Raw genomic sequence first — 25,000 nt, forward strand, 5'->3', positions numbered from 1 at the left:
CGTATGATATTTTTAAATGAATATGAAAAAAAGCCAACATTGTTGACTTATTTTTGATTTTTTCTTTTAAGTAATTCATTTCGATAAATAACCAAATCTTTATAGATTTCATTTAAGGTAGAAAAAACCCATTCTACTCTTTCTTTAGGAATATGATGTGTGTATATTGAATCCAATTCTTGATGAAATTGTTCATGAACTTTTAAAGCTTCACGTCCTTGATCAGTCAATCTTAAATAATAAATACGATGATCTTGAGCTGATTTTTCTTTAATTAAAAAACCTTTTTCAATAATCTTTTTAACTGCTGTTGTTAATGTCCCAAGAGTTATATTTAAATGATTAGCAACTGCTGACATCGACGGACTTGTTTCTTTATCAACCGCTTCTAAAACATGCATTTCAGACATTGAAAGCTGTTTAAAAGGTCCTTGTTTTAAATACAATTCTTGAATATCCATGGCAATATTAAAAACATCTACTACCGTTTCAACCGTATCGACTCTTTTTGTCATGTCTTTCACCTATTATCCTTCGTATTTTTTAATATATTGATAACCAATACCACCAATACCCATATGTGCACCAACCACTGCAGGTAATTCTCTTACAAGTATTTCACATTCACCAATTTGTTCAATCAATTTTTGTTTCATTTCTAAAGCAAGATCTTCACATAAAACATGTTCAATAGCAAAAACAAAATCTTTATTATTGACTTTACAATCATTGACCATATGATCAATAATCTTTAAGTTTGCCTTCTTTGCTGTTCTTACTTTACCAAAAGTATCAATTTTACCACCTAAATCATAATTTAATTTCATGATAGGTACAATTTTTAAAAGCCCCGCAAGAGTGGCAACAGCCGGAGTAATACGACCACCCTTTTTTAAATGTTCTAAGTTAGGAACCATGATAATCGTTGCAGAATCTTCCACAAGCTTTTCTAAAATTTCTTTAATCTCTTCTGGTGATTTTCCTTCACCAGCAAGTTTTGCGGCAACTTCTACAAGATATTTTTGATTACTTGCAGTACCTTTTGTATCTACTAAAGTTACAGGCATTTCTAACATATCACAAGCCAACTTCATCCCATTCATTGTAGAAGATAGACCTGTCGCAATTGGTAAACCAATAATATGACTGTACCCTTGTTCTTTAATTTTTTGAACTGCTTCTTGCAGTGAACCTGTTGATGGTTGAGAAGTCATCACCATAATACCGTCTTTTTCCATACGTTTAAAAACATCTTCGCTATGAATTTCTAAATCATCCAAATAACTTTTTTCATCCATAGTGATTGTAAGTGGCACAATAAATATCCCTTGATCTTCTTTTGAACCCACTGGGATTTGACATCCACTATCCGCTAATATAGCAATTTTTTCCATACTCTCCACCTCTTCCTCATATAATATAACAAATTATAGCTTATTTTTAAAGTTTTATGTTATGATAAAAGCCAAGAAGGTGAAAAAATGAAATCGATTAAAGAAATAACAGAGCATACACTTGTCATAAAAAAATCTGAATTTATTTGTACGCTCATCCCTTTAAATGATGAAAATAAAATCAATGAAACCATTGGTTTTTATAAAGAAAAGTATAAAGATGCCACTCATAATTGTATCGCCTACCTTGTAGGAACCAAAGAAAGAGCCAATGATGATGGGGAACCCTCAGGAACTGCAGGACTTCCTATGCTTAATGTTTTGAAAAAACAAGAGCTTTCCAATATCATTGCCATCGTAACAAGATATTTTGGTGGAATTAAACTTGGTGCAGGGGGATTGACCCGTGCCTATAGCCAAGCTGTTGCTGAAGCTTTAAAAGAAGCGAATATTGTTGAAAAACATTTAATTGATGTTTACGATGTTTCTCTTGATTATAGCTTTACCAAGAAATTTGAACATTTGCTTAAAGTGAATGCGATTGATTGTATTAATAAAGAATATAGTGACCAAGTAACTTATCGTCTTTATATTGATGATCTTTCTTTCTTTGATACAATTCAAGAATTGACAAGCAATCGTTACACAAAAGAATTTATAAAAAAAGAATATGTACCTGTAAAATAATACGCATCAAAAATGCGTATTTTTTCATAATTAAAAAGCCATGGAACTTCCATAGCTTATTATCTTTCAATCCATTTCATCATGACATCTTTTCCATGATGGGCTAAGCCTATATAAATCACTTTTCCTTTTAAATTATAGTCATATTTTCTATCTTTGATTTGTTGAATAGCTTCATTTGATAATTTATCCAATGCTTTTTCAAAATCTTTTTTATCTTCTTTGAAATACTTAAATTCAATAACAAACGATGTTTTCTTTTCATCCTTGGCTTGAATGATGATGTCACATCTTCCTTTACCCTCTTCTCTATTAGAAATAACTTTATAGTTATTTGATAAACAGATACACATTCCTAACATCATCATATGATAACTGTTTTCATCATTTAAATCATGATAGCTTGGTAACATCAAGATGTTTTGATAACTGTCAAAAAACTCATCTCTATCTTCTTGAAGTAAATTATATACAACATCATTTAGTTGACCAGTTTGTAGTGCTAAATAGTACTCTGTCAAATTAATAAATTCTTTTCTTATTTCTTTATTAGGTATTTCTACACGATATTGATCATTTAAAGCATCAATTGATTTTGTAACCGTGAGATATCCAGCACTTACAAACATCCCCCATAAGTTAGGTGTATTTGCCACTTCATAAAAGCTTGTTTGAAGGACAACTCTTGTTTCTAGATAGTTATTCTTTATAAGTTTTTCATATTGTTTTTTAAAGTCGTAGTCTGCTTTTTCTATAGCTTGTTTAAGCATTGTATTAGCACTCGTATTGACCCAATAAGGAACAAGTACTTTTCTTCTTGCATAATTTAAAATAGACCATGGATTATAGATTTCTTTATCTCCCATTTTATAGCCATCATACATTTCTTTGACTTCTTCATCTAATTCTAAATCATAATATTCTAACAGTTCTTTGGTTTCTTCTATACTGAAGCCAAAATATTCACTATAATCATTATCAATCACTGTATACACATCTAAATTATTTAAATCACTGAAGATATTTTCTTTAGCCACTCTTTGAATTCCTGTAAGCATTGCATATTTTAAGCTGGTTGATGTTTTAAGAGAATTATGAAGCAATCCTGCAAGTCCTCCTCTTACTTCATCATAGAACCCTCCTGTATGTGCTTCTACAAATGGTGTATCATATTCATCTATGAATACCATAACTTCTTTTCCATAATAATCTTCCATTCTTTCCATCAAGAATGAAATTGCATCATCTATTCCCTTAAGATTATTCTTGTTATTATCAGCTAATACTTCATAAAGTCTTTCATAATTTGTTTTCTTAAATCCCTTAAGATTTTCAAATACAAAATCATATTTATCCCATTGATTTTGTATTTGTGTTCTTATCGTTGAAACAACTGTTTCTTTATCTCTTTTGGCATCCGCAAAAGAGATAAAGATTATTGGATATTGATTGATTTCAGCTGCATAAGGTGTTTCCATGATTTTTGTACCATTAAAAATTTTTTTAGAGTCTTTGGTAATATCAAAGAATTCTGCCATCATTGACATATTGATGGTTTTTCCAAATCTTCTAGGACGAGTAATCAATGTTACATCTGTCCCCCTATCTAAGAACTCTTTGATCATCAAGGTCTTATCTACAAAATAATAATTTCCTTCTACAAGTCTTGAAAAGCTTTTTGTTCCTATTGGTATTTTCTTCATTTCCATCACCCTTTCGTTATTATTATAAACGATTCTATCGTTATTGACCACTTGTTATTTTAGATAAAATATCTTAAACAAAAAAAGAAAAGTACGTTTTTCGTACGTATCTTTCCTTTATTTTTTAGATAATGTTTCAATAAATTCATTTAAATGATTCAACCATTGATTATTCTTTTGAATCGTAATTGTCACTTGATTATCAAGTGATTTAAATGCTGGTTTAGTAAAGAGTTGATTGGCAAGAAGAAAGAGTTTATCACCAGAAATTATTTCAAAAGCATTTGATGAAAAGATAATTTCTAGTTTTTTACCATGGTCTTTAATATCTTCAATAATTGAATAATGAGAAAGAATTTCAAGTTTTCTTTTTTCAATTAAAGTTTGGATAGCTTCTGGTAAGTTTCCATAATAATCATCAAATTCCGCTTTTAAACTATTAAGCTCACTCATTGTTTTTGCTTCATCTAAACGTTGATAGAGTTCTAATTTTTCATAATCACTTTCAACATAATCACCTGGAATATAACCATCAACATTAACATTTAAGTTTTTGATATTTTCTTCTGTTTTTTCTTCTTTATGCATTCTTACATTAATCGCATCTTGTAAGATCTTCATATACATTTCAAAACCAATATCATCAATAAAGCCAGCTTGTCTGCCACCTAAGATATCTCCTGAACCACGAATTGATAAATCACGCATTGCAATTTTATAACCACTACCTAGTTCAGTAAATTCTTTAATAGCTTTTAGACGTTTTAAAGCATCATCTTGAATAGCTTTATCTTTTTTATAAAGAAGATAAGCATAAGCACCTCTTTCACTTCGTCCAACACGTCCTCTAATTTGGTAGAGTTGTGCTAAGCCAAATTTATCCGCATCTTCAACAATCATTGTATTCGCATTAGGAATATCAATTCCTGTTTCAATAATTGTTGTACAAATTAAGACATTAAATTCTTTATTCATGAAACGAAGCATCACATCTTCAAGTTCATTTTTATCCATTTGTCCATGTCCAATAGCGACTTTGGCATTAGGAACTGTTGAAGCAATTTTATAAGCGACATTAGCAATTCTGTCAGTATGATTATAAAGATAGAAGACTTGTCCATCTCTAGCAAGTTCTCGTTCAATGACTTGTTTAATCAGCGTATCGTTTTTTTCAACGACATAGGTTTGGACTGGTAATCTGTTTTTTGGTGGTGTATCGATTTTTGATAAACCACGAATGCCCATTAAAGACATTTGTAAAGTACGAGGAATTGGTGTTGCTGAAAGCGAAAGAACATCAATAGTTTCACGATATTCTTTGATTTTTTCTTTTTGTTTAACACCAAAACGTTGTTCTTCATCGATTACAAGTAAGCCTAAATCACTAAACTGTACGTCTTTTGATAATATACGATGAGTTCCAATCAATAAATCAATCTTTCCTTCTTTGACTTCTTTTAAAATACGTTTTTTTTCTTTGGATGAAGTAAAACGATTGAGTAAAGCAATTTCCACTGGGAAATTTTTAAAACGTTCGGTTGCTGTTTTAAAATGTTGCATTGATAAAATTGTTGTTGGACAAAGGAAGGCGACTTGTTTATGATCGAGAATAGCTTTAAAAGCCCCTCGTAAAGCTACTTCTGTTTTTCCAAAACCAACATCGCCACATAAAAGACGATCCATTGGTTGAGGTTTTTCCATATCCATTTTAATTTCATCAACACTACGTTGTTGATCTTTTGTAAGTTCATAACCAAATTGATTTTCAAAATCGATTTGGAGTTCATTATCCTTAGAAAAAGAAAAACCTGGCGACGACATACGCGCAGCATAAAGTTCAATTAATTGATCAGCAATATCATCAATTTTATTTTTCGCACGTTGTTTGGCCTTAGCCCATTTACTGCTGCCTAAAGCATGGATCATTGGGACTTTTCCATCTGAACTTGCATATTTACGAATCATTTTAAATTGTTCCACTGGGATATAAAGTGTATCATCTCCAGCATAAGCCACATAAAGATAATCTTTATGATAGCCTTTGACATCAAGCGTCTTGATTCCTAAATATTGCCCAATTCCATAACTATCATGAACCACATAATCACCCACATTTAATTCTTGGAAATTACGTAATGTTTTCGCATCTTTAAATCGAAAGTATTTCGCTTTAGAAACATTAACTTCACCAAAAAGTTCATGTGCTGTTAAAATAACCGTTTTTTCTTCCATTAGTTCAATCCCTGTAGAAAGATTTCCTACATAAAGATTGATTCCTGGATAAATCACTTCATCAATTCCCACAAGCGTATATTTCATTTCATGACGATCAAAGAGTTCAATCATGAGTTGTAATTGATGTTTATTCTCTAAGGAAATAAGAATTTGACTGTTTTTTAAATAGTCATTGATTTGTTGGATAACACGTTTTTCATCATCACGATTAAACATGACATCATGACTGACAAAGACTTGATCATCTTTACTAGTACTAAAGGTATTGATGCATTGATAATCATCTTGAACAATATGATCAAAGTTTTGATAGAGTTGGTTATCTTTAAGGAAACGTCCACTTTGACTGAGTTCTTGATAATAATAGAAGTTTTCAGAAAGATAGTTTTTGATTTGAAAATCAATATCTTCTTTTTGACAAAGAATTGTCACCGGATCTTTTAAATAGTCTTTAATACTTGTAACACTTTTAAAAAGATGATAATAAGCATATTGACTACTGTCCGTGGCGTGTGCTTTTAAGTTTTCAATATCAATCATGATTTTTTCTTCAAAATCATCTTTAAATAAATCATCCATTTTTTGATATTGTTCTTCAAAAGAATCTTTGATTTTGGTAATAACTAGACCGATTTCTTGATCCAAATATAAAAGATCAGTTGCTGGAATGATTTCAATTTCATTAACTTTTTCAATTGTTCTTTGTGTTTTTTCATCAAAAAATTTTAAATAATCAATTTCATCATCAAAGAAGTCAATACGTATTGGATGATCATATTGCATTGAAAAAACATCAATAACACCCCCACGTTTAGAAAAATAAAACGGTTGATCAACACGCGTTGTATGCATATAACCTGCTTGAATTAAAAATCTTTGCAAGTCATAAACATCGATATGATCTCCAACTTTTAAAGTCATACAGTTCTTTTTAAAAACATCTTTGCTTGGAACATAACGCATAACACTATGACCATGGCTAATTAATAAATGGGGTTTTTCTTTTGAAAGTTCATACATCGTTGAAAGTCTTTGCCCTAAAAGTTCACCTGAAGCAGCAAGACTTTCAATACGATAAGATTCATCAACTGGAAAATAAAGGACATCATCAATCATTTGCGATACTTGTTTATAAAGTAAATTTGCTTCATATTGATTAGATTTAATAATCAACATATCTTTCTTTAAAGTCAAAAATGCGCTAGCAATAAGCAGCGCTTCGGCGTTTTGTGAGTTAACGACGATATTTTGTTTATTGAGTAAAGCTTGAAAAGCTTTGTTATCTTTTAATAAATTAAGTATTTTTTTCATAAGTGCCTCTAATTAAAACGATTCATAGCGTGATTGAAACCATGTTCTAAATAATCAATGATCGCATCACTGGCGTTTTCTACACCTTGTTCAATAGCTTCTTGCTCTTCACTTGTAAAACGTGATAAAACATAATCGACCACTTTGATATATTTACTGCGATCAATTCCCACACGAATACGATTAAAATTTTGACTTCCAGTATGCAAGATAATGTTTTTAATACCATTATGTCCTCCAGCACTTCCACTTTGTCTTAAGCGAAGCTTTCCTACAGGCATATCTAAATCATCATAAACAACTAAAATATCTTCTTGGCTGATTTTAAAGAAATCCATCACTTGTCTAACTGATTCTCCCGAAAGGTTCATATAGGTTTGTGGTTTTAATAAAAGTACATCTTCTCCTTTATATTTACCCTTTCCATAAAGTCCTTTAAATTTATTTTGACTGATTTCAATATTTAATTTTTCACTTAAACGATCTAATACCATAAATCCTGTATTATGTCTTGTTCTTTCATATTCTTTGCCAGGATTTCCAAGTCCTATAATTAATTTCATTTTTTACCTCTTTAATCCAAAAATTTTCATTGAAATAGGTGCCAAATATGTGCATGATTCATGATCATTATAAATCACTTCATATTCATCCATATCATTTATTTCAAAATCATAATACGATGGATTAAAATATGCAACAATCTCTTTATATTTTCCTTTATTTTGTTTCACACTATAACGTAAAATACGATAATCAAAATGATTTGTAGTAACATTTTCCTTAACTTCTTGTATTGTTTCATACCTAAATCCACTATTTTCTTTTCTAAGTTGAATGATTTGTTTAAGAATTTCAATATCATCTTGATTTTCATCCACTAAAGACCAATTCACCGCATTAATAGAATCAAGCGTATTGTACGTATTTCCTAAACCGCCTTTACTACGATAAAATTCTTGTCCACAATGAATAAAAGGAATTCCTTGTGATAAAACAAGTGCTACATTAAGCATCAATTGTCTTTTTTTACGTGTTTCAAGGGGTTCATCTCCATTACTGATCGCAAACTTATCAAAAGTAGTCGCATTATCATGACATTCAACATAATTAATACTTTGATCAACATAACTATAGCGATTGGTGTTTTTCATACATTCGCCACCAATTTCACAATTGTACATATTTCCCGCAAAGTAACCTTTATCTTTTAAAGTGGAATCACTGCTTCCCCCTTTTAAAGTTTCACGATAATAGTCATTAAAGAAACCGATATTCAACATTTTTTGATGATTATCTTGCATTCCTTTTTCTTGATCAGACATGGCTGTAGGCATATTCCATCCTTCTCCATAGACAATAAAACTATCATCAATTTTAGAAGCTTGATTATACACCTGATTTAACGTTTCTATATCAATGATTCCCATTAAATCAAAACGGAAACCATCGACACCATAAAGTTTTTGCCAACGAAGACACATATCTTTAATATAACGTCTTGTCATTTGATGTCTTGATTCTAAATCATTTCCACACCAAGAACCATTAGACATTTCACCATATTGATTTTTTCTAAAATAGTACCCTGGAACGGTTCTTTCAAACGCACTTGTAAAGTAATCATACATATGATTATAAACCACATCCATGACAACCCTTAAACCTTTTTGATGCAAGGATGACACCATATGACGACATTCTTTCACACGGGAATAACCATCTTGTGGATTTAAAGCATAGCTTCCTTCAGGTACATTGTATTGAATTGGATCATAACCCCAGTTATACATCACGGTTGGATGAAGTTCATCAACGGTCGCAAAATCATACATTGGCATGATTTGAATATGAGTAATTCCTAAATCGACTAAATAATCAAAACCTGCTTTATTCCCTTTTGGTGTTTTTAAATTTTCTTCAACCAAAGACATAAAAGTCCCTGGATGAGATGCTTTGATTGAAGAAGACATTGTAAAATCTCGGACACTTAATTCATAAATAATCGCATCCGTTTTTCTTTTCATATGAGGAAGTTTTTCTAAGTAAAGGGATTCATTGATTTGATCAACATCAATAACGATATTACTTTTACTATTCGCATTTGAAGCATAAGCATAAGGGTCTAATGTCTCATGGAAGCTTTTATGATGACGAATCAAATAATTATATTCTTGATTTTCTAAATCTCCTTTGATTGTTGTTTCAAAGACTCCTCTTTCTTTTCTTTCCATGGTATAAGCAAGATCACCCACTTTGACCATCACTTCTAAAGCTGTGGGTGCCCATACTTTAAAGATTGTTTGGTTTTTTTGATAAAGAGGACCAAGTACCCCATCATAATAGAAAAGTTCGTCAAAATCATCGAGTTCAGATAAGCGAACATATTGTAAGATGGCACTTAAACCATAATTATCGACCATTTCATAATGATGATTTAAATCAATATGAACATCTTTAAAATAATATTTTACACAAATATCATCTTCACATGTTTCACAAACACTTAGTTCAATAAGTGTTTCTTTTGTTAAATCTCTTAAATAAAATTTGGGTGAAATGCCCCCATAATATTTTTTAGAAAGTTTAACTTCTATTTTATTTAACTCTATTAAATTTGCGAGCATTCGCACTTTGCCTTGTTCCATTTTTAATCACCTAATCGTATTATACGCAAAATTATTCTTTTATTCAAACATCTTCTCTTTTTGCTTTGAGGTTCAAATTTTTATGTTATAATAGCCTCGGTGATGAAAATGAAAGTAGGTTTAGTATTAGAAGGTGGCGCTATGCGTGGTTTATATACGGCAGGTGTCATTGATACATTTTTAAAAGAAAAGATTGAGGTTGATAAAATTATTGGTGTTTCTGCAGGTGCTTTGTTTGGGATGAATTATAAATCTAAACAACAAGGTCGTGTCTTAAGATATAACAAAGCTTATGTAGGTAATAAAAATTATATGGGTGTTTATTCTTTTTTAAAGACAGGAAATGTGATGAATGAAGAATTTTGTTTTGAAAGACTTATTGATGATCTTGATCCAATCGATTATAAAACTTATCAAGAGTCAAAAGTTGATTTCTATGCCGTTGTGACAAACTTACAAACAGGAAAAGCTGAATATAAATTATTAGATACTTTAGATAATTATGATGAAATCGAATATTTAAGAGCATCCGGTTCAATGCCTTTTGTTTCTCACACGATTCAAATCAATGGTAATGATTATTTAGATGGTGGATGTAGTGATAGTATTCCTATTGAAAAGATGTTAGAAATGGATGTTGATAAAATTATCGTGGTTTTAACACGTCCCCTTCATTATCGTAAAAAGCCCTCTAATAAGCATCTTAATAAGCTTTTCTATCGTCATTATCCTCATTTTGTCGAGACTTTAAATAATCGTTATTTAAATTATAATCATTCTCTTGATTTAATTACAAAATTAGAAAAAGAAAAGAAAATCTTTGTCTTAAGACCAAGTCAACTTATTCCTATTGGACGTCTTGAAAAAGATAAAGAAGTCATCCAACAAATGTATGATTTAGGCGTAAGTGATTGTAATAACCAATTAAAAAACTTAAAAAAATACTTAAGAGGCTAAAATTTAGCCTCTTATTAGTTGATATTTCATTAAAAGACATTCTCTGATTTTCTTTCTGTTTTCCTTTTTTAAGTCATTGACTTTTGACACACCATCACCATCTTTCATCAACTCTTGTTGAAAGTAATCATAACACATTTCTAAAAAAAAATAGAACGATCTTTCAATCATTCTATTTTCGACCATAATAAATATCTCGATCAACTGCTTTATTCATAGACGCTACAACAGTTGTACATACGGCATCACCGGTAATATTAACAGCTGTTCTTGTCATATCCAAGATACGGTCAATTCCCATAATTAAAGCAATTCCTTCAACTGGTAAACCAACCGAATTAAAGACCATGGTAAGCGTAATTAAACCAACACTTGGCACTCCTGCAGTTCCAATGGAAGCAAGAGTAGCTGTCCCAATGACCGTTGCATAATCCATCATTGATAAATGAATACCAAAAGCTTGTGCTGTAAAGACAACAGCCACACCTTGCATGATGGATGTTCCATCCATATTGATGGTAGCTCCTAATGGAATCGTAAAAGAAGATATCTTTTTAGAAACCCCCATTTTTTCAGCAAGTGTGTCAATATTCATTGGAATTGTCGCATTGGATGTTGATGTTGAAAAAGCAAATGCCATAACTGGGAAAAAGTTTTTAATAAAGATAATCGGATTTAAACCTGAGAAAATCTTTAACATCGACATATAAACCCCAAAACATTGAACTCCTAATGCAAGTAGAACACATGCCATATATTTTAATAATGGGATAAAAACATCAAAACCAATTTCTGCGAAAGTTTTAGAAATCAAACAGAACACCCCAATTGGTGCAAGTTTCATAACTACCATTGTCATTTCCATCATAATATCATTAAATTGACTAAAGAAGTTTTTAACGATATCTGCACGATCTGACATATTTGCAAGAATAACTCCTAAAATAAGTGCAAATAAAATAATTTGAAGCATTGTTCCATTGGCGAGTGATTCAAAAATATTCGTTGGAATAATATTTAAAAGTGTTTCTGTCACACTTGTTGCTTGGGTTGATTCAGTCACCTGAGAGGTTACTTTGATAGCTGACATATCTAAACCTATTCCTGGATTAATCAAATTAGCCACACACAAGGCTACTACAACAGCTAAAGCTGTGGTACATAAATAAAACAACATGGTTTTTAAACCTACAGCTCCTAGTTTTTTAGTATCTCCTACTGCCATACTTCCACAAACAATAGAACAGAAAACAAGTGGCACAACAAGCATACGCATTAAACGAATGAAACCTTGACCAATAACATAAAAAGCCCCACCGACAATAAATTCATCCACAACTTTATTGCTTGGAATACAATAATTAATGATGATTCCTGTGATTGCCCCTAAAATCAAGGCAATAAAAATCATCGTTGTTAAACCTAACTTCTTTTTATTTTTCATTGAGGAGTCCCCTTTCTTCCATATATTCTTTTAAAGACTCCTTCCAGTCAGGAAAATCATAAACAGGTGTCATTGTCATAATAAAATTATCCAAGACAGAAAACGCAGGTCTTTCTCTTGAAAAATCAGACATATGTGTCACAACAGGTTTCATTTCTACTTGTTTTCCTGTAAGTCTTAGTATTTCACTTGCAAATTCAAAGCGGCTACAAACTCCTTTATTCGTTGCATGATAAGTTCCATATTCATTTGTTTGAATCAAATGAAGAATAAAACGAGCAAGTTCTTTAGCACTGGTTGGTGAACCAAATTGATCACCTGCAATACTTAGATTTTCTCCTTGATCTACTTTTTCTAATAATTGATTAATAAAGTTATTTCCTAAACCATAAACCCATGTACTACGTATAATAAAATGTTTATACGTAAATTCTTTAACATAACGTTCTCCTGCCAGCTTACTTTTTCCATAAGCTGTTTTAGGATGCGTTTCATCAAATTCGGTATAAGGTTTTTGGCTTTTCCCATCAAAAACATCATCTGTTGAAATATGTACAAGTTTTGCTTCTACTTTTCGTGCCACAATTGATAAATTTCTTGCTCCTAAAGCATTCGTTTTAAAAGCTTTTGCTAAATTCTTTTCACATTCTTGTAAATCCGTAAGCCCCGCACAGTTAATAATAACATCAGGTCGATTCATTTCTCCAAAACGTAAGACCTCATCTGTGTCAGTAATATCTAAATCATCTATATCAGTATCAAGAATTTTATATTCTAGCTTATCGATAACTTCATTAATTGCGCGACCAATTTGTCCTTTAGCTCCACAAATCCATATTTTTTGCATAATTGTCCCCCTTTTTTATCTTAAACATTATAGCGAGTACCTTTTTTAATGTCAAACCTCAATCTTTTTCTTGTTTTATTGAATAGGACTTGTTATAATAAAAAAGCGCTAAGCCCGAATGGCGAAATTGGTAGACGCAGCAGACTCAAAATCTGCCGGTGTAACAGCTGTACCGGTTCGAGTCCGGTTTCGGGCACCAAACTTGCGGGTGTAGTTCAATGGTAGAACTTCAGCCTTCCAAGCTGACTACGTGGGTTCGATTCCCATCACCCGCTCCAAGTGTTTATAAAAGGTCGTAATGACCTTTTTTTATTTTATTTATCCTATGCTATAATATCTAATAAAGGAGGCGTTTTATGAAATATATAACATTGAAGCTTTGCCTTTAAGAATAAAAAACGCTCTTAACGATAAATCAAAAAACACTATCAAAGAATTAAATCATTGGTTTAAAGGAAGATGTATTCCATCTTGGCGAAAAGATTTAAAAAGACTCTTAGATAATCTTCATAGCGAATCTACTGATAAATTATTAGATAAGGCTTATGGTTTATCTCTTTCTGATCAATATTGGTTTAAGGAAGAAAGTGATTCAATCGAATGGAAAGACATTCATTTTTTTGATCATGATTTTGAATCCATGGAATTTATAACAGCCTCTTTTTCAAGTTCAACTCAAGAAAGCAGTTATAATCAACAATCCCTTATTTCTCCTAACAACACCACAGATGGAATGTTGCAGAAAACTTGGATTATTGAAAATAGGAAAAGATATTTAATAAAAGGCACATATACTCCTAGTAGACAAGAACCTCTAAATGAATGGCTTGCTTCCACCATATGTAACCGTTTAGGATTTGATCATTGTCATTATGAATTATCCTTTTATAATAAGACCCTTGTTTCTAAATGTAAGAATTTTATAAAAGACAATGAAGAAATCATTCCTGCATGTGATCTTTTTGAATCCGTAAAAAAAGATAACAATCCCTATGATTTTGAACATTATATTCACATTTTAGAAAAACTAGATATAAAAAATGTAAGAAATGAATTAGAAAATATGTTTATTCTTGATTATTTAATTATGAATGAAGATCGCCATTTACGTAATTTTGGTGCTATTTTTAATGTTGAAACATTGAAATATGAAAAATTAGCACCTATTTTTGATACAGATCAATCTATGCAATGTAGTAAAATTACTTCTAAAATGAATTTCTATGATGGTTATGGGAAATTCTTTTATAATACTAATAAAAAGTTTTCTGATTATTTAAATTATATAAGTAATCTTTCTAGATTTGATTTAAGTTTATTAGGAAATATTGTTGAAGAATATAAAAATCTTTTATATAAATATCGAGAAACGATGGATATGTCTGAAACAAGAATTGAAAAATTAGTAAATGGTTTAGATTACAGAATAAATCATTTAAAAGAAATCATTGGATAGTTTCTTAACGAAACTATCTTTTTTATGTTATTGTTGTTATAATAATTTTTGTTTTTAAATTGAAATAAATGGTGTTTAACAATTTTTTATAAAACTTCTTGTTATAAAGATATTATATACTACTCTAGAAAGGATGAATTTTATGAAGAAAATATTTACACTCTTTATGTCTTTAGTAATGCTTTTTTCTTTTTCTGGTTGTAGTCAAAAGCAAACGGAAAAGACAATACAAAATATTACACTTTCTCTTAATGTAGAAGATCAAAATGAAACAAATGATGTGGATGTTTATGTGGATTCTAAAAAAATCGATACGATTGAAAATAATAGTCAAGGAACTTATCAATTAGAATTAGCACAAGGAACCCATCAGCTTAAAGCAAAGCAAGAAGATAAAGAAGCAACGAAGTCATTTCAGGTAACCAATACAAATTATTACGCTTATCAAATTGATATCAGTGATGCTATTACTTTCTCTAAATCAACGGCTTCTTTAGAAAATATTCCTGAATATAACGGTCAACCCTATGTAGAACTTGATGATAGCCAACCTACTTTTTCTAAAGAAGATTATCAAACAGATACCTATATTAAGCTTAGTGATTTAGACCATCTTGGGCGTACAGGTAGATCGATTGCTTGTCTTGGACAAGAAACAATGCCAAGTAGTAAAAGAGAATCCATTGGGATGATCAAACCTTCTGGTTGGAAAACACAAAGATATGATGATTTGATTTCTACCAAATATCTTTATAATCGTTGTCATCAAATTGCCTTTATGTTATCAGGATTAAATGCAGAGGAAAAAAATTTAATGACGGGAACACGTTATTTCAATGTAACAGGGATGCTTCCTTTTGAAGAAAAAGTGAGTGATTATATTAAAAACACCAACCACCATATTCTCTATGAAGCCATTCCTATTTATCAGGATGATGAACTTGTTGCACGTGGGCTTGTTTTACAAGCCGCTTCAATAGAAGATGAAGAAATTCGTTTTAGAGTTTATATTTATAATGTTCAACCAGGAATTACGATTGATTATCAAACAGGTGATTCAAGAAAAGCTACTGAAGGTGAATGTACTTATGGGATAAGCGAAGAAAAAGATCCATTTGATTATCATCAAAGTGATACTAATGAAAAAGAATATGTTTTAAATATAAAAAATAAAAAATATCATGATCCTCATTGTTCAAGTGTTTCTAGAATGAGTGATTCTAATAAAGAAGTTGTTACTTCTACAGCTAAACAATTAAATGAACAAGGTTATAGTCCTTGTGGTATTTGTCAAAAATAAAAAACAGCTTATGCTGTTTTTTTATATATGATCAATAATTTCATCGAGGTCAATGCCTAGATTAAATCCTAATGAAAAATAATCATCAATAGCGTTTTGATAATCGGTACTTGAATAAGACGAAGATACAGAAACAATTGCTTGATAGATTTTTAAAATCAAGTCTTCTATAGAGGATGAATTGGGTATTTCTGTATGATTTTTGATCGTATCGATTCTAAGTTCATAGCCAATCGACATCAACATTTTTAAGCCTTCCATATAATGACCTAGCAGTTCTTCATGATTGATAGCTTCTTCCTTTTCCCAAAAAAGATAACAACGGGAATCAAGTGATACTTCTCCTAAATCATGTAAGAAAGAGAGCGTTTTTTGTTTGAGTCTTTCTACATTTAGAATTTCATTTTTACCTACTTGTAGCTCCTTGTTAACATATACTTGATACATTTTACTTAATTCATTCATAAAATCACTCCTTCATGTCTTTATTATACCACTTTATATGAACTGCATATGAAAAAAAGAGCTAGTGCTCTTTAATCAAATTGTTTTTTAAAATCATTCCATTTATCTTCTGTGTAGCCTTTAATATTTTCTAAACCTTGTTCAACATCATCCACTGCTCCATCATAATCACCATCACCATTTCCATAATAGTGCATCATAAGAGTTTTCATGCTTTTTCCTAGTTCTAAAACTTGTTTTTGTTCCTCTGTCAATTTTTTATCGGTATTTTCTTCAATGTATTGTAGACGTGATGCTGCTTCATAGATTTTTTTGGCTTCTTCTTGATTATCTTGAGTAACTCCACCTTTAATTTTATCGTAACCTTCTTGAATTGTTTTTGTGAGTTCTTGAATATCATCACCTTTTATATTACTTACATAGGTTGTATCTTTTTTGATATTTTGATCAATATCATTAAAATCATCTTTGACATCATCCCAAGCAATTTCAATATCTCCTTTAAAGTTATTTGCTGTTTTGTCAACTTGTCGACATCCTGTTAGCGTAAAGGCAAAGATCATCAGAAATAGATATATGATTATTTTTTTCATTTAATTAACCTCTTTTCGTTATTAGTATGTACGATTTATAAGGGATTATACTTTTATTTAGAAGAGGTTTTAGGTAAAATAGTAACAAAAGAGGGATGAATAATGACAAATAAAGAAAGATTTATTGAAATTTATAAAACATATATTAAAAGACCTGGAAGTGAAAAGCTTTTAGAGTATTTATTATCGCCCCATTCTGATTTTTTTGAAGCGCCTGCCAGTGCAAGATTTCATGGAAATTATGATGGTGGTTTATTGGATCATAGTTTAAATGTTTATGATTGTTTAAAAGATTACTTACAAAGAGAGCGTGTAAAAAGTACTTATGGTATGAATTATAGTGAAGAAACAATTGCAATTGTTTCTTTATTACATGATTTATGTAAAATCAATTGTTATAAAAAAGGAACACGCAATGTCAAAAAAGATGGTCAATGGATTCAAGTACCGAACTATGAATTTGATGATCAAATGCCTTATGGACATGGTGAAAAAAGTGTCTATATGATTAGTGGTTATATGCGTCTTACACGTGAAGAAGCTTTTGCGATTCGTTATCATATGGGCTTTGCTTCAGTAGAAGATGCAAGAAATGTTGGAAAAGCTTTTGAAATGTTTCCTTTAGCTTTTGCTTTATCTACGGCAGATATGGAAGCAACTTATTTTATTGAGGGGAAAAAAGATGAATAATGAATTTTTAACAAGAATGCAGAATTTATTAAAGGATGATTATGAGGCTTTTATTGCTTCTTTAAAACAAGAAGAGGTCAAAGGTTTTTATTTAAATCCTTTAAAACAAGATGTTTTAAAACATTTAGATACGAAATATATCCAAAAACATCCTTATATTAAAGATGGTTATTATTTTGATTATAAAAACTACCCACTAGGTAAAAGCCCTTATTTTATGTGTGGGCTTTACTATATTCAAGAACCAAGTGCCATGGCTGTTGCTTCTTGTATAGATATTCAAAAAGATGATTATGTTTTAGATATGTGTGGGGCTCCTGGTGGGAAGACATGTTATGTGGCAAGCCGTTTATCAAATGAAGGGTTAATGATTGCCAATGATATATCTAAATTAAGAGCAACAATTCTATCAAGCAATATTGAACGTTTTGGTTTACAAAATACCATTGTCACAAATGTGGATCCTTTAAAAATGAAATTTAAAAGTTTTTTTGACAAGATCATTTTAGATGCTCCTTGTTCAGGGGAAGGAATGTTTCGAAAAGATCAAGAAGCAATTAATACATGGTCGATGCAAAAGGTCAATGAATGTGCCTATATTCAAAGAAATTTAATCAATAAAGCTTATAAGATGTTGAAAAAAGAGGGAATCCTCATTTATTCAACTTGTACGTATTCTTTAGAAGAAAATGAAAAACAAGTGGAATACATGATTAATGAATTAGGGATGAAACTTATTCCAATTGAAAAACAAGAAGGCATGTCTGATGGTTTTGTCGATGGTACAATTCGTATGTATCCTTTTAAAAATAAAGGTGAAGGACAATTTATTGCTTTGCTTCAAAAAACAACTGAAACAGAAAATTCTAAAGAAAAAATCTTAAAACCAAACTTAAATAAAGAACAAATGATGCTTGTAAAGAAGTTTTATGATGAAAATCTAAACATCCCAGTTCCTTTATATCTTTACCAATCCAATAATCATGTATACGCTATTCAAAATCATTTTCCTGATTTATCTTTAAAAGTTTTAAGAAATGGCCTTTATTTAGGTGAATGTAAAAAAGGAAGATTTGAACCAAGCCTTTCCTTAGCTCTCACTTTAAATAAAGAAGATGTTAAAAGATCTTATAATTATCCTTGTAATAGCCAAGAAATCAAAGATTATCTCTCAGGTCTTACTTTAAAAGGTGATGGTGAAAAAGGCTATGGTGTCATCTTTGTCGATGGTTATCCGCTCTCTTTCTATAAAGAAAGCAACAATCAAGTAAAAAATCTCTATCCTAAAGGATTAAGACGATGAAACGTTATATAGAAATTGAAAAACTGGTCTATCAAGAAATTGAAAAAAACTGTTTTGGAAATAAGAAAAGAAATGGTTATCGTCATCTCTTTGGGGTAAGTCAACTTTGTCGTTTATACAGTACCCATTTTCAACTTGATCAAGGACTTTGTGCTATCATGGGATTATTACATGATTATTCTGTTTATAAAAATAATACTTCCTTTAATCATGCTGTTTTATCAAGTGAACTTGCTGAAAAATTATTAAAAGAAACATTATTATTTGATGAAAAGGAAATAGAAATAATTGTTGAAGCCATCAAAAATCATTCAACTAAAAATAAAAGACATGATAGGTATAGCGAACTTTTAAAAATGTGTGATGTGGTAGATTCTTATCTTCATGAACCAGAAATGATATTAGATCATGACAGAAAATATTATTTAGAAAAATGGAGAAAACTTGATGAATAAAAAGGTTTCCATTTGTAGAAATCATTATTATTTTGGTCATTCTTGCCTCTATTGCGATTTCTTATACTTTAGGTTATATTGAAGATTCAAAAAATTCTAAAGATCATTTAATGGCAAGACATATTTTAAAAGCCGTTCAAGTGATGGGAACAAAATATTATCATCTTGGTGATTACTACCAAGATAAAGCTAATGAAAGTGTTTCAAATGTCGTAAGTGCCCAAGTAGAGACGATGAACATGTCCAAAGAATAAAAGAATTTTATCATAAAGTTGTTTCAGGAAATGAAGATTATATACCTTTTAAAGCCATCTCTACAATTGAAAAAGGAAAGATTTTGGTTATTCGTTATAAAAATCTTGAACGTGGCCTTGTTTATGAATGAATCAAGGAAAATCATCAAAAAAGACGATCCTATTGGTAACGAACAGTGGCAATCGATGTCATCAAAGATATAGAATTATATGATCAACGTATTTATTGGAATGGATATCATCCTGAAGACATGCCTTATCTTAATGATCAATATAAACTTACATTATAATCTTCTAAAAGTTCATAGGTTCATTAGAACCCATGGACTTTTTTCTGTAAACGAACAAATAATATGCGGAAGTTTATCAATTTATTTTGATATTCTTCCGCACATTGTAAGTAAAAAGCACTTTATTATAAAAAGTGCTTTCCTAAATAAAATATTGAATAATAAGATCTGCAATCTTATCATTATGTATAATATAACTACTATGATCTTCATCATCTAAAATCACAAATTTACTGTTTTCAATATGATGAGAAATACGTTCAATATGATCCAATTTAATTAAATCATCACTTCCCGCTAAAAGAAGTGTTTTTGCTTTTACTTGATGGAGTTGTTTATTAGAAATATGTGGTTCTTTTAACATTAATTTAATTAATGGATTCTTTGTTTTTTGATACTGATTTTTCATATCTTGATAAACTTCATCAATCACCCCATTAGGCTTGACATTGACTCCCGCTAGAATAAGATTTTCAATCAGTTCTGGTTCATCGCTTGATGCAAGTAAACCAATAATGGCACCATCACTACTGCCCATCAAAGTAACCTTTTTTAAATCAAGTTGTTTAATAAAGTTTTTAATATCATTTGCCATATCTTGATAATGATATTCTTTGACTTTTTCACTTTGTCCATGGCCTCTTGAATCAAGGGTATAAACGGTATAGTATTTTTTTAATTTTTCAACCGCTTCATCAAAAATAAAGTGATTTTCTTCATTTCCGTGTAAAAGAATGAGAGGGTTCCCCTCTCCATGTTTTTCATAATATAAACGAATGTTATTTACATTGATAAACATTATTTTAAAACTCCATCCATACAAGTTTGAATACGACTTTGAACAAGTGCAGCAATTTCATTGGTTTTTAAATCTTTGTATTCTTCATATTCAATAGGTTTTAAATAATGAATTTGTGCTGTTACTGGTTTGATTGTATTGTTATCAAAGACTTGATAACAATCGATCATTGCGACTGGAACAATTGGACAATGTGTTTTCAACGCAATTTTAAAGGTTCCACCTTTAAATTCTCCCATTGTATTTCCTTTTTTAGAACGTGTTCCTTCAGAGAAGATGACATAGTTTGTTCCTTCACTGATTTCTTTAGAAACTTCTTTCACCATTTTTGCTCCATCACGAATACTTGTACGATCCAATGAATAGTAATCTAAAGTTTTAACAACATCTTTAATTAAGATCATTGAAGCTAATTCTTTTTTTAAGACAAATTTTGTAGTATTTTTATCTGTTTTAAAAAGTGCAACAATATCAAATAAACCTTGATGGTTAGGAGCAATAAGATAACCATTTTCTTTTGGTAGGTTTTCTAAACCATAACATTTTAAATCAACACGTGCTTTTTTAACGATTTCATCAGCAACGTTATGTATAAATTGGTATCCTTCATCAATTGTTGGATATTTTTCTTTATTTTGATATTGTTTTAATTTATAGAACCACCAATAAGGTAGTTTAAAGATACATCTTAAGACAACTAAAATAATTCTTTTCATATGATCATCCTTTTTTATAAATTTGTAAAACAAAGGTTTCTAATTGTGTTTCTTTTTCTAAATGAAAATCATATTCTTCAAAACTCGGAAAATACGTTTCTCCTGTATGTTTTCCTGGTATTCTTGAAATAATGAGTTCATCAACATAAGGCAAAGCTTGTTTATAAATAGAAGCTCCTCCAGAGATATAAAGATCTTCATTTTTATCCTTATATTCTTGAATCACTTCAATTAAATCATTTCTAACTTCAACGCGTTCATCATCTAAACCACTTTTAGTAACAACAATTGTTTTTCTATTTGGAAGTGGTCTTCCAATAGCAAGATAAGTTGTTTTTCCCATAAGAATTGTTCGATTAAGTGTTGTTTTTTTGAAATGTTGGAGCTCTTCTTTATTATGCCAAGGCATTCCGTTCTTTGAATCTTTTTTTCCTATTAATAAATCATCATCTGTCGCTACAATTATTGAAATCATTAGACACTCACCTTTCCCACAAGTTTTCCATGAGATTGATAGTTTTCAATCTTAATATCATCAATCGTAAAATCAAAGATTGATTTTACTTCAGGATTTAAAACAAGTTGACATTTAGGATAAGGTGTTCTTGAGATTTGTTCCTTAACAACATCAAAATGATCTTTATAAATATGGGCATCTCCAATCGTATGTACAAATTCTTTAGGTTTGTATCCACACACTTGTGCAAGCATTGAAGTAAATAAAGCATAAGATGCAATATTAAATGGAACACCTAAAAATGTATCCGCACTTCTTTGATAAAGTTGACAACTTAAGTATTTTTTATCACTACTTACATAGAATTGTAAGAAGGCATGACATGGTGGAAGTGCCATTTCGTCAACTTCTGCAGGATTCCATGCACAAATAATATGTCTTCTTGAAAATGGATTATTTTTTAATGAATCTACAAGTTTAGCAACTTGATCGACTCCTTCATTGTTGAAATTACGCCATTGTCTACCATAAACAGGACCTAATTCTCCATATTTGACGACAAAAGGATCATCAGCAGGTAATTCTTTAATTTTTGCGACGAATTCTTCTAATGTTTCCCCTTGAAAATCTTCACTCTTTTTAAAGGTTTCATAAGGCCATTCATTCCAAATCTTTACATTACGATCAACTAGATACTTAATGTTTGTATCCCCTTTAATAAACCATAAAAGTTCTTCTGCAATGGGTCTTAAAAACATTTTCTTTGTTGTAAGTAAAGGAAAACCATCGGTAAGATCATAACGTGTTTGATACCCAAAAACACTTCTTGTTCCTGTTCCTGTACGATCATCACGATCTTGTCCGTTTTCTAATATATATTGACACATATCTAAATATTGTTTCATTTTTATCTTTCACCTCTTGTCTCATTATATAGAAAAATAAATAAAAAGTCATCAACCATGATGACTTTAAATAAATTATTTAAATTTTGGTTTATAATCAAAAAGAATTGTATTCAAGAGCTTTCTTATAATATTTGAGTATTTTTTTGAAGGAACCTGTTCTTTTAAATAACATGCAATTGTATTTTTCTCAAATCCCAAAGCAATAGATAATGATTCTTTTTTTTATATCATACAAAGTTATTAGATTTTTGATTTCATTAATTGAAACAATGTTTTCTTCTTTTCTATATTGTTCATCTACTTCCTTCATTTGTAAGTCCATTAATCCTGGTATATCTAATTCTTTACCACAGTTTTTACAATAAGCTACAGTAATATTAAAATGATATTCTTTATTTCTAATGATATATTTTTTTCGTTCTTTCTTAATTATATAACCAGAGTGTTCTCGACACTCTGGACAAAGAATTTGTTTATTGATATTTATCCCTCCACTTTGTAATATTACTTGAAATTTTTTATCTTCTAACTCTTCTTAATCTATATACATATGATTGAGGTGGCACATGAATATGAAAATCTGAAATCTTTAACTCATTTTCATATTTTTCTACTTTACCAAGCATATATGCGATAGCCTTATCTTTTCCTTTAAAATAATCATCATATGCCATTTTATTAATACCACCGCTATGACATATTTTCTTCCAAATTATTTCAGGTCGATCTTCTAACATGCCTACAAGTTTTACTTCACCTATTACTTTCATGATTGGAGATGTCGTATAAATAACTATAGCCTCAACATTTTGTCTTCTAAATCTATTTTTTCTATATTCAACTGTTTTTGCTCCGTTTAATATTTGTGTTGCATATTTAAGTTTAATAGACATTAAAACTTTACACATATACATTCCTTTCTTTTATTTTATCTAAAATTTATTAACTTATATGAAAATTATAACTTATTCAAATAAACAAATCATTAGCTGAATTATCCCATGACATTCTATGAAAATGAATAAAAAAATTAAAATTAAGAAGAAAAATAAAAAATTTTGACGTATATACTTATGAAGGGTGTTATACTATTGATAATAACTTTATAATAAGAAAAGGAGATGATAGAGATGTTGATGGAAATCTATTTAAGTGAAGAAAAAGCAAAGAAGAATAATATTGATATAAATGCTTGTTATCAAAAAATAAATCATTATTTTCTTGATCGTGGTGTAAAGATAAAAGCACCTGGTGTGTATCAAGGAATTAAAAGTGATTTTGGTACTTTTGTAACTGCACAAATGCAGTTACCTGATACAAATTGGTTTTTAAAAATTGTTGATCAATGGTATATAAGCTATTTTGGTGATAATCCAGATAGTCCTGAATTTAGAGAAGATGCTTTAAAAAGCTATTATGAAGTAGAAGCAATGGTATGAGTAAAAAAGCACTTAATTTTGATTTAAATGATTCATTATTAAGAAAAAATTACCCTTCAAACAATTATAAGAAAGCCTGGTATGATATAAGATACTTTTTAGAAAATAGTGGATTTAAACATAGACAGTATTCTGGATATATTTCAAAAAGTGATCTATCTATGTCAAAAACAATACAAATCATTAAGAAAATGTCTAAGAAATACAATTGGCTTTCTTTATCTGTTCAAGAATTCGATGTTACTCTTATCGGAGATGAATTTAGTTTAAAAAAATATATTCAACAAAAAAATAATTTTAGTTTGTAAAAAGTAGAATGTCAGTACCAATTGACGTTCTACTTTTAATTAGGGTTTGTCAAGAAAAGTGTGTAAGTAATTTAAACATTACTAAAAAATAGGTTATTCAAGTTTGTGATTATTTCTTGTAGTGTCACTAAAAGAACTTGTATTTAATAAGCAGCAGTGTTAAAACTTTATCTTTAATACTGCTGCTTTTTGAGTATATAAAAGGTTATGCAATATATGAACAATTGCATCCTTCTTGGTTAAGATTGGCTACTTAAATATTGATTGATTCTAGTTGTAAAATGATCATCTATCATCAATTGATTTAATACCATTGACCAATTCCTAATATGACCATTTTC

26 protein-coding genes and 2 tRNA genes are annotated in these 25,000 nt (G+C 30.0%); 12 read left to right on the forward strand and 16 right to left on the reverse strand.

Going from position 1 to position 25,000, the window contains the following annotated elements:
• Positions 1-47: 47 nt before the first annotated feature.
• A complete protein-coding gene (locus tag C7U55_RS11140) occupies positions 48-515 on the reverse strand; it encodes a MarR family winged helix-turn-helix transcriptional regulator (RefSeq protein ID WP_106988624.1) in 468 nt (155 codons plus the stop codon).
• 12 nt (positions 516-527) lie between these two features.
• Complete coding sequence (locus tag C7U55_RS11145) at positions 528-1,394, reverse strand: DegV family protein (protein WP_106988625.1); 867 nt, start codon at positions 1,392-1,394, stop codon at positions 528-530.
• A gap of 87 nt (positions 1,395-1,481) precedes the next feature.
• On the opposite strand from C7U55_RS11145, the gene C7U55_RS11150 reads away from it, so the two are divergent.
• On the forward strand, positions 1,482-2,081 hold the full coding sequence (locus C7U55_RS11150; protein WP_106988626.1) for a YigZ family protein: 600 nt from the start codon (positions 1,482-1,484) through the stop codon (positions 2,079-2,081).
• Positions 2,082-2,140: 59 nt separating this feature from the next.
• On the opposite strand, the gene C7U55_RS11155 is transcribed toward C7U55_RS11150, so the two are convergent.
• The 4 genes from C7U55_RS11155 to pulA form a co-directional block, all read right to left on the reverse strand.
• Positions 2,141-3,784: an AAA family ATPase gene (locus tag C7U55_RS11155; RefSeq protein ID WP_106988627.1), complete on the reverse strand. Its 1,644-nt coding sequence runs from the start codon at positions 3,782-3,784 to the stop codon at positions 2,141-2,143.
• A 117-nt stretch (positions 3,785-3,901) separates the two neighbouring features.
• Positions 3,902-7,330 (reverse strand): transcription-repair coupling factor, encoded by a 3,429-nt coding sequence (mfd, locus tag C7U55_RS11160; protein ID WP_106988628.1) that lies wholly within the window; start codon positions 7,328-7,330, stop codon positions 3,902-3,904.
• 8 nt (positions 7,331-7,338) lie between these two features.
• Positions 7,339-7,893, reverse strand: coding sequence for an aminoacyl-tRNA hydrolase (pth, locus tag C7U55_RS11165; protein WP_106988629.1), 555 nt, complete (start codon positions 7,891-7,893; stop codon positions 7,339-7,341).
• A 3-nt stretch (positions 7,894-7,896) separates the two neighbouring features.
• On the reverse strand, positions 7,897-9,978 hold the full coding sequence (gene pulA, locus C7U55_RS11170) for a type I pullulanase (protein WP_106988630.1): 2,082 nt from the start codon (positions 9,976-9,978) through the stop codon (positions 7,897-7,899).
• Between the two features lie 108 nt (positions 9,979-10,086).
• Between pulA and C7U55_RS11175 the strand changes: the two genes are divergently transcribed.
• On the forward strand, positions 10,087-10,935 hold the full coding sequence (locus C7U55_RS11175; RefSeq protein WP_106988631.1) for a patatin-like phospholipase family protein: 849 nt from the start codon (positions 10,087-10,089) through the stop codon (positions 10,933-10,935).
• Positions 10,936-10,938: 3 nt separating this feature from the next.
• Here C7U55_RS11175 and C7U55_RS13465 read toward each other — a convergent pair whose 3' ends face one another.
• The 3 genes from C7U55_RS13465 to rfbD are packed head-to-tail and all read right to left on the reverse strand — an operon-like array spanning position 10,939 to position 13,226.
• Positions 10,939-11,121, reverse strand: coding sequence for a hypothetical protein (locus C7U55_RS13465; RefSeq protein WP_146139624.1), 183 nt, complete (start codon positions 11,119-11,121; stop codon positions 10,939-10,941).
• Positions 11,108-12,379, reverse strand: a complete 1,272-nt coding sequence (locus C7U55_RS11180; RefSeq protein ID WP_106988632.1) for a dicarboxylate/amino acid:cation symporter — start codon at positions 12,377-12,379, stop codon at positions 11,108-11,110. The genes C7U55_RS13465 and C7U55_RS11180 overlap by 14 nt, the downstream gene beginning before the upstream one ends.
• Positions 12,369-13,226 (reverse strand): dTDP-4-dehydrorhamnose reductase, encoded by an 858-nt coding sequence (rfbD, locus tag C7U55_RS11185; RefSeq protein WP_106988633.1) that lies wholly within the window; start codon positions 13,224-13,226, stop codon positions 12,369-12,371. The genes C7U55_RS11180 and rfbD overlap by 11 nt, the downstream gene beginning before the upstream one ends.
• Before the next feature lie 112 nt (positions 13,227-13,338).
• Between rfbD and C7U55_RS11190 the strand changes: the two genes are divergently transcribed.
• The 4 genes from C7U55_RS11190 to C7U55_RS11205 all read left to right on the forward strand — a co-directional run bounded on the left by C7U55_RS11190 (position 13,339) and on the right by C7U55_RS11205 (position 15,982).
• Positions 13,339-13,425: transfer RNA gene (locus C7U55_RS11190), tRNA-Leu, on the forward strand.
• Between the two features lie 5 nt (positions 13,426-13,430).
• A tRNA-Gly gene (locus C7U55_RS11195) sits at positions 13,431-13,504 on the forward strand.
• A gap of 101 nt (positions 13,505-13,605) precedes the next feature.
• The gene (locus C7U55_RS11200) at positions 13,606-14,682 is read left to right on the forward strand and encodes a HipA family kinase (protein WP_106988634.1); all 1,077 of its coding nucleotides are present in this window, start codon (positions 13,606-13,608) and stop codon (positions 14,680-14,682) included.
• Positions 14,683-14,824: 142 nt separating this feature from the next.
• Positions 14,825-15,982, forward strand: a complete 1,158-nt coding sequence (locus C7U55_RS11205) for a DNA/RNA non-specific endonuclease (RefSeq protein WP_162297445.1) — start codon at positions 14,825-14,827, stop codon at positions 15,980-15,982.
• A 21-nt stretch (positions 15,983-16,003) separates the two neighbouring features.
• On the opposite strand, the gene C7U55_RS11210 is transcribed toward C7U55_RS11205, so the two are convergent.
• Together C7U55_RS11210 and C7U55_RS11215 are read right to left on the reverse strand one after the other, a co-directional pair.
• Positions 16,004-16,447 carry a dUTP diphosphatase gene (locus C7U55_RS11210; protein ID WP_106988636.1) on the reverse strand — a complete coding sequence of 148 codons (444 nt, stop codon included), beginning with the start codon at positions 16,445-16,447 and terminating at the stop codon, positions 16,004-16,006.
• Positions 16,448-16,518: 71 nt separating this feature from the next.
• A complete protein-coding gene (locus tag C7U55_RS11215; protein ID WP_106988637.1) occupies positions 16,519-17,040 on the reverse strand; it encodes an LptM family lipoprotein in 522 nt (173 codons plus the stop codon).
• Positions 17,041-17,142: 102 nt separating this feature from the next.
• On the opposite strand from C7U55_RS11215, the gene C7U55_RS11220 reads away from it, so the two are divergent.
• The 4 genes from C7U55_RS11220 to C7U55_RS11235 are packed head-to-tail and all read left to right on the forward strand — an operon-like array spanning position 17,143 to position 19,742.
• A complete protein-coding gene (locus tag C7U55_RS11220) occupies positions 17,143-17,730 on the forward strand; it encodes a hydrolase (protein WP_048924576.1) in 588 nt (195 codons plus the stop codon).
• Positions 17,723-19,033 (forward strand): RsmF rRNA methyltransferase first C-terminal domain-containing protein, encoded by a 1,311-nt coding sequence (locus C7U55_RS11225; protein ID WP_106988638.1) that lies wholly within the window; start codon positions 17,723-17,725, stop codon positions 19,031-19,033. Before C7U55_RS11220 ends, C7U55_RS11225 begins: the two co-directional genes overlap by 8 nt.
• Positions 19,030-19,488, forward strand: a complete 459-nt coding sequence (locus C7U55_RS11230; protein ID WP_106988639.1) for an HD domain-containing protein — start codon at positions 19,030-19,032, stop codon at positions 19,486-19,488. The genes C7U55_RS11225 and C7U55_RS11230 overlap by 4 nt, the downstream gene beginning before the upstream one ends.
• Before the next feature lie 32 nt (positions 19,489-19,520).
• Complete coding sequence (locus tag C7U55_RS11235) at positions 19,521-19,742, forward strand: hypothetical protein (RefSeq protein WP_106988640.1); 222 nt, start codon at positions 19,521-19,523, stop codon at positions 19,740-19,742.
• 432 nt (positions 19,743-20,174) lie between these two features.
• Here the strand turns inward: C7U55_RS11235 and C7U55_RS11240 are convergent, their stop codons facing one another.
• The 5 genes from C7U55_RS11240 to C7U55_RS11260 all read right to left on the reverse strand — a co-directional run bounded on the left by C7U55_RS11240 (position 20,175) and on the right by C7U55_RS11260 (position 23,820).
• Complete coding sequence (locus tag C7U55_RS11240) at positions 20,175-20,831, reverse strand: alpha/beta fold hydrolase (protein ID WP_106988641.1); 657 nt, start codon at positions 20,829-20,831, stop codon at positions 20,175-20,177.
• Complete coding sequence (locus tag C7U55_RS11245) at positions 20,831-21,547, reverse strand: lysophospholipid acyltransferase family protein (RefSeq protein WP_106988642.1); 717 nt, start codon at positions 21,545-21,547, stop codon at positions 20,831-20,833. Before C7U55_RS11245 ends, C7U55_RS11240 begins: the two co-directional genes overlap by 1 nt.
• Before the next feature lie 4 nt (positions 21,548-21,551).
• Positions 21,552-22,022, reverse strand: a complete 471-nt coding sequence (locus C7U55_RS11250) for a dihydrofolate reductase (RefSeq protein ID WP_106988643.1) — start codon at positions 22,020-22,022, stop codon at positions 21,552-21,554.
• On the reverse strand, positions 22,022-22,909 hold the full coding sequence (gene thyA / locus C7U55_RS11255) for a thymidylate synthase (protein WP_106988644.1): 888 nt from the start codon (positions 22,907-22,909) through the stop codon (positions 22,022-22,024). The genes C7U55_RS11250 and thyA overlap by 1 nt, the downstream gene beginning before the upstream one ends.
• Positions 22,910-23,430: 521 nt before the next feature.
• A complete protein-coding gene (locus C7U55_RS11260; protein ID WP_106988645.1) occupies positions 23,431-23,820 on the reverse strand; it encodes an ASCH domain-containing protein in 390 nt (129 codons plus the stop codon).
• Positions 23,821-24,042: 222 nt separating this feature from the next.
• On the opposite strand from C7U55_RS11260, the gene C7U55_RS11265 reads away from it, so the two are divergent.
• Together C7U55_RS11265 and vapD are read left to right on the forward strand one after the other, a co-directional pair.
• Positions 24,043-24,351: a hypothetical protein gene (locus C7U55_RS11265; RefSeq protein WP_106988646.1), complete on the forward strand. Its 309-nt coding sequence runs from the start codon at positions 24,043-24,045 to the stop codon at positions 24,349-24,351.
• Positions 24,348-24,659, forward strand: coding sequence for a VapD family protein (gene vapD, locus C7U55_RS11270; protein ID WP_048924593.1), 312 nt, complete (start codon positions 24,348-24,350; stop codon positions 24,657-24,659). Before C7U55_RS11265 ends, vapD begins: the two co-directional genes overlap by 4 nt.
• The last annotated feature ends 341 nt before the right edge of the window (positions 24,660-25,000 follow it).

The sequence above is a fragment of the Faecalibacillus faecis genome (genome assembly GCF_003024675.1).
GTDB classification, from domain to species: domain Bacteria; phylum Bacillota_I; class Bacilli_A; order Erysipelotrichales; family Coprobacillaceae; genus Faecalibacillus; species Faecalibacillus faecis.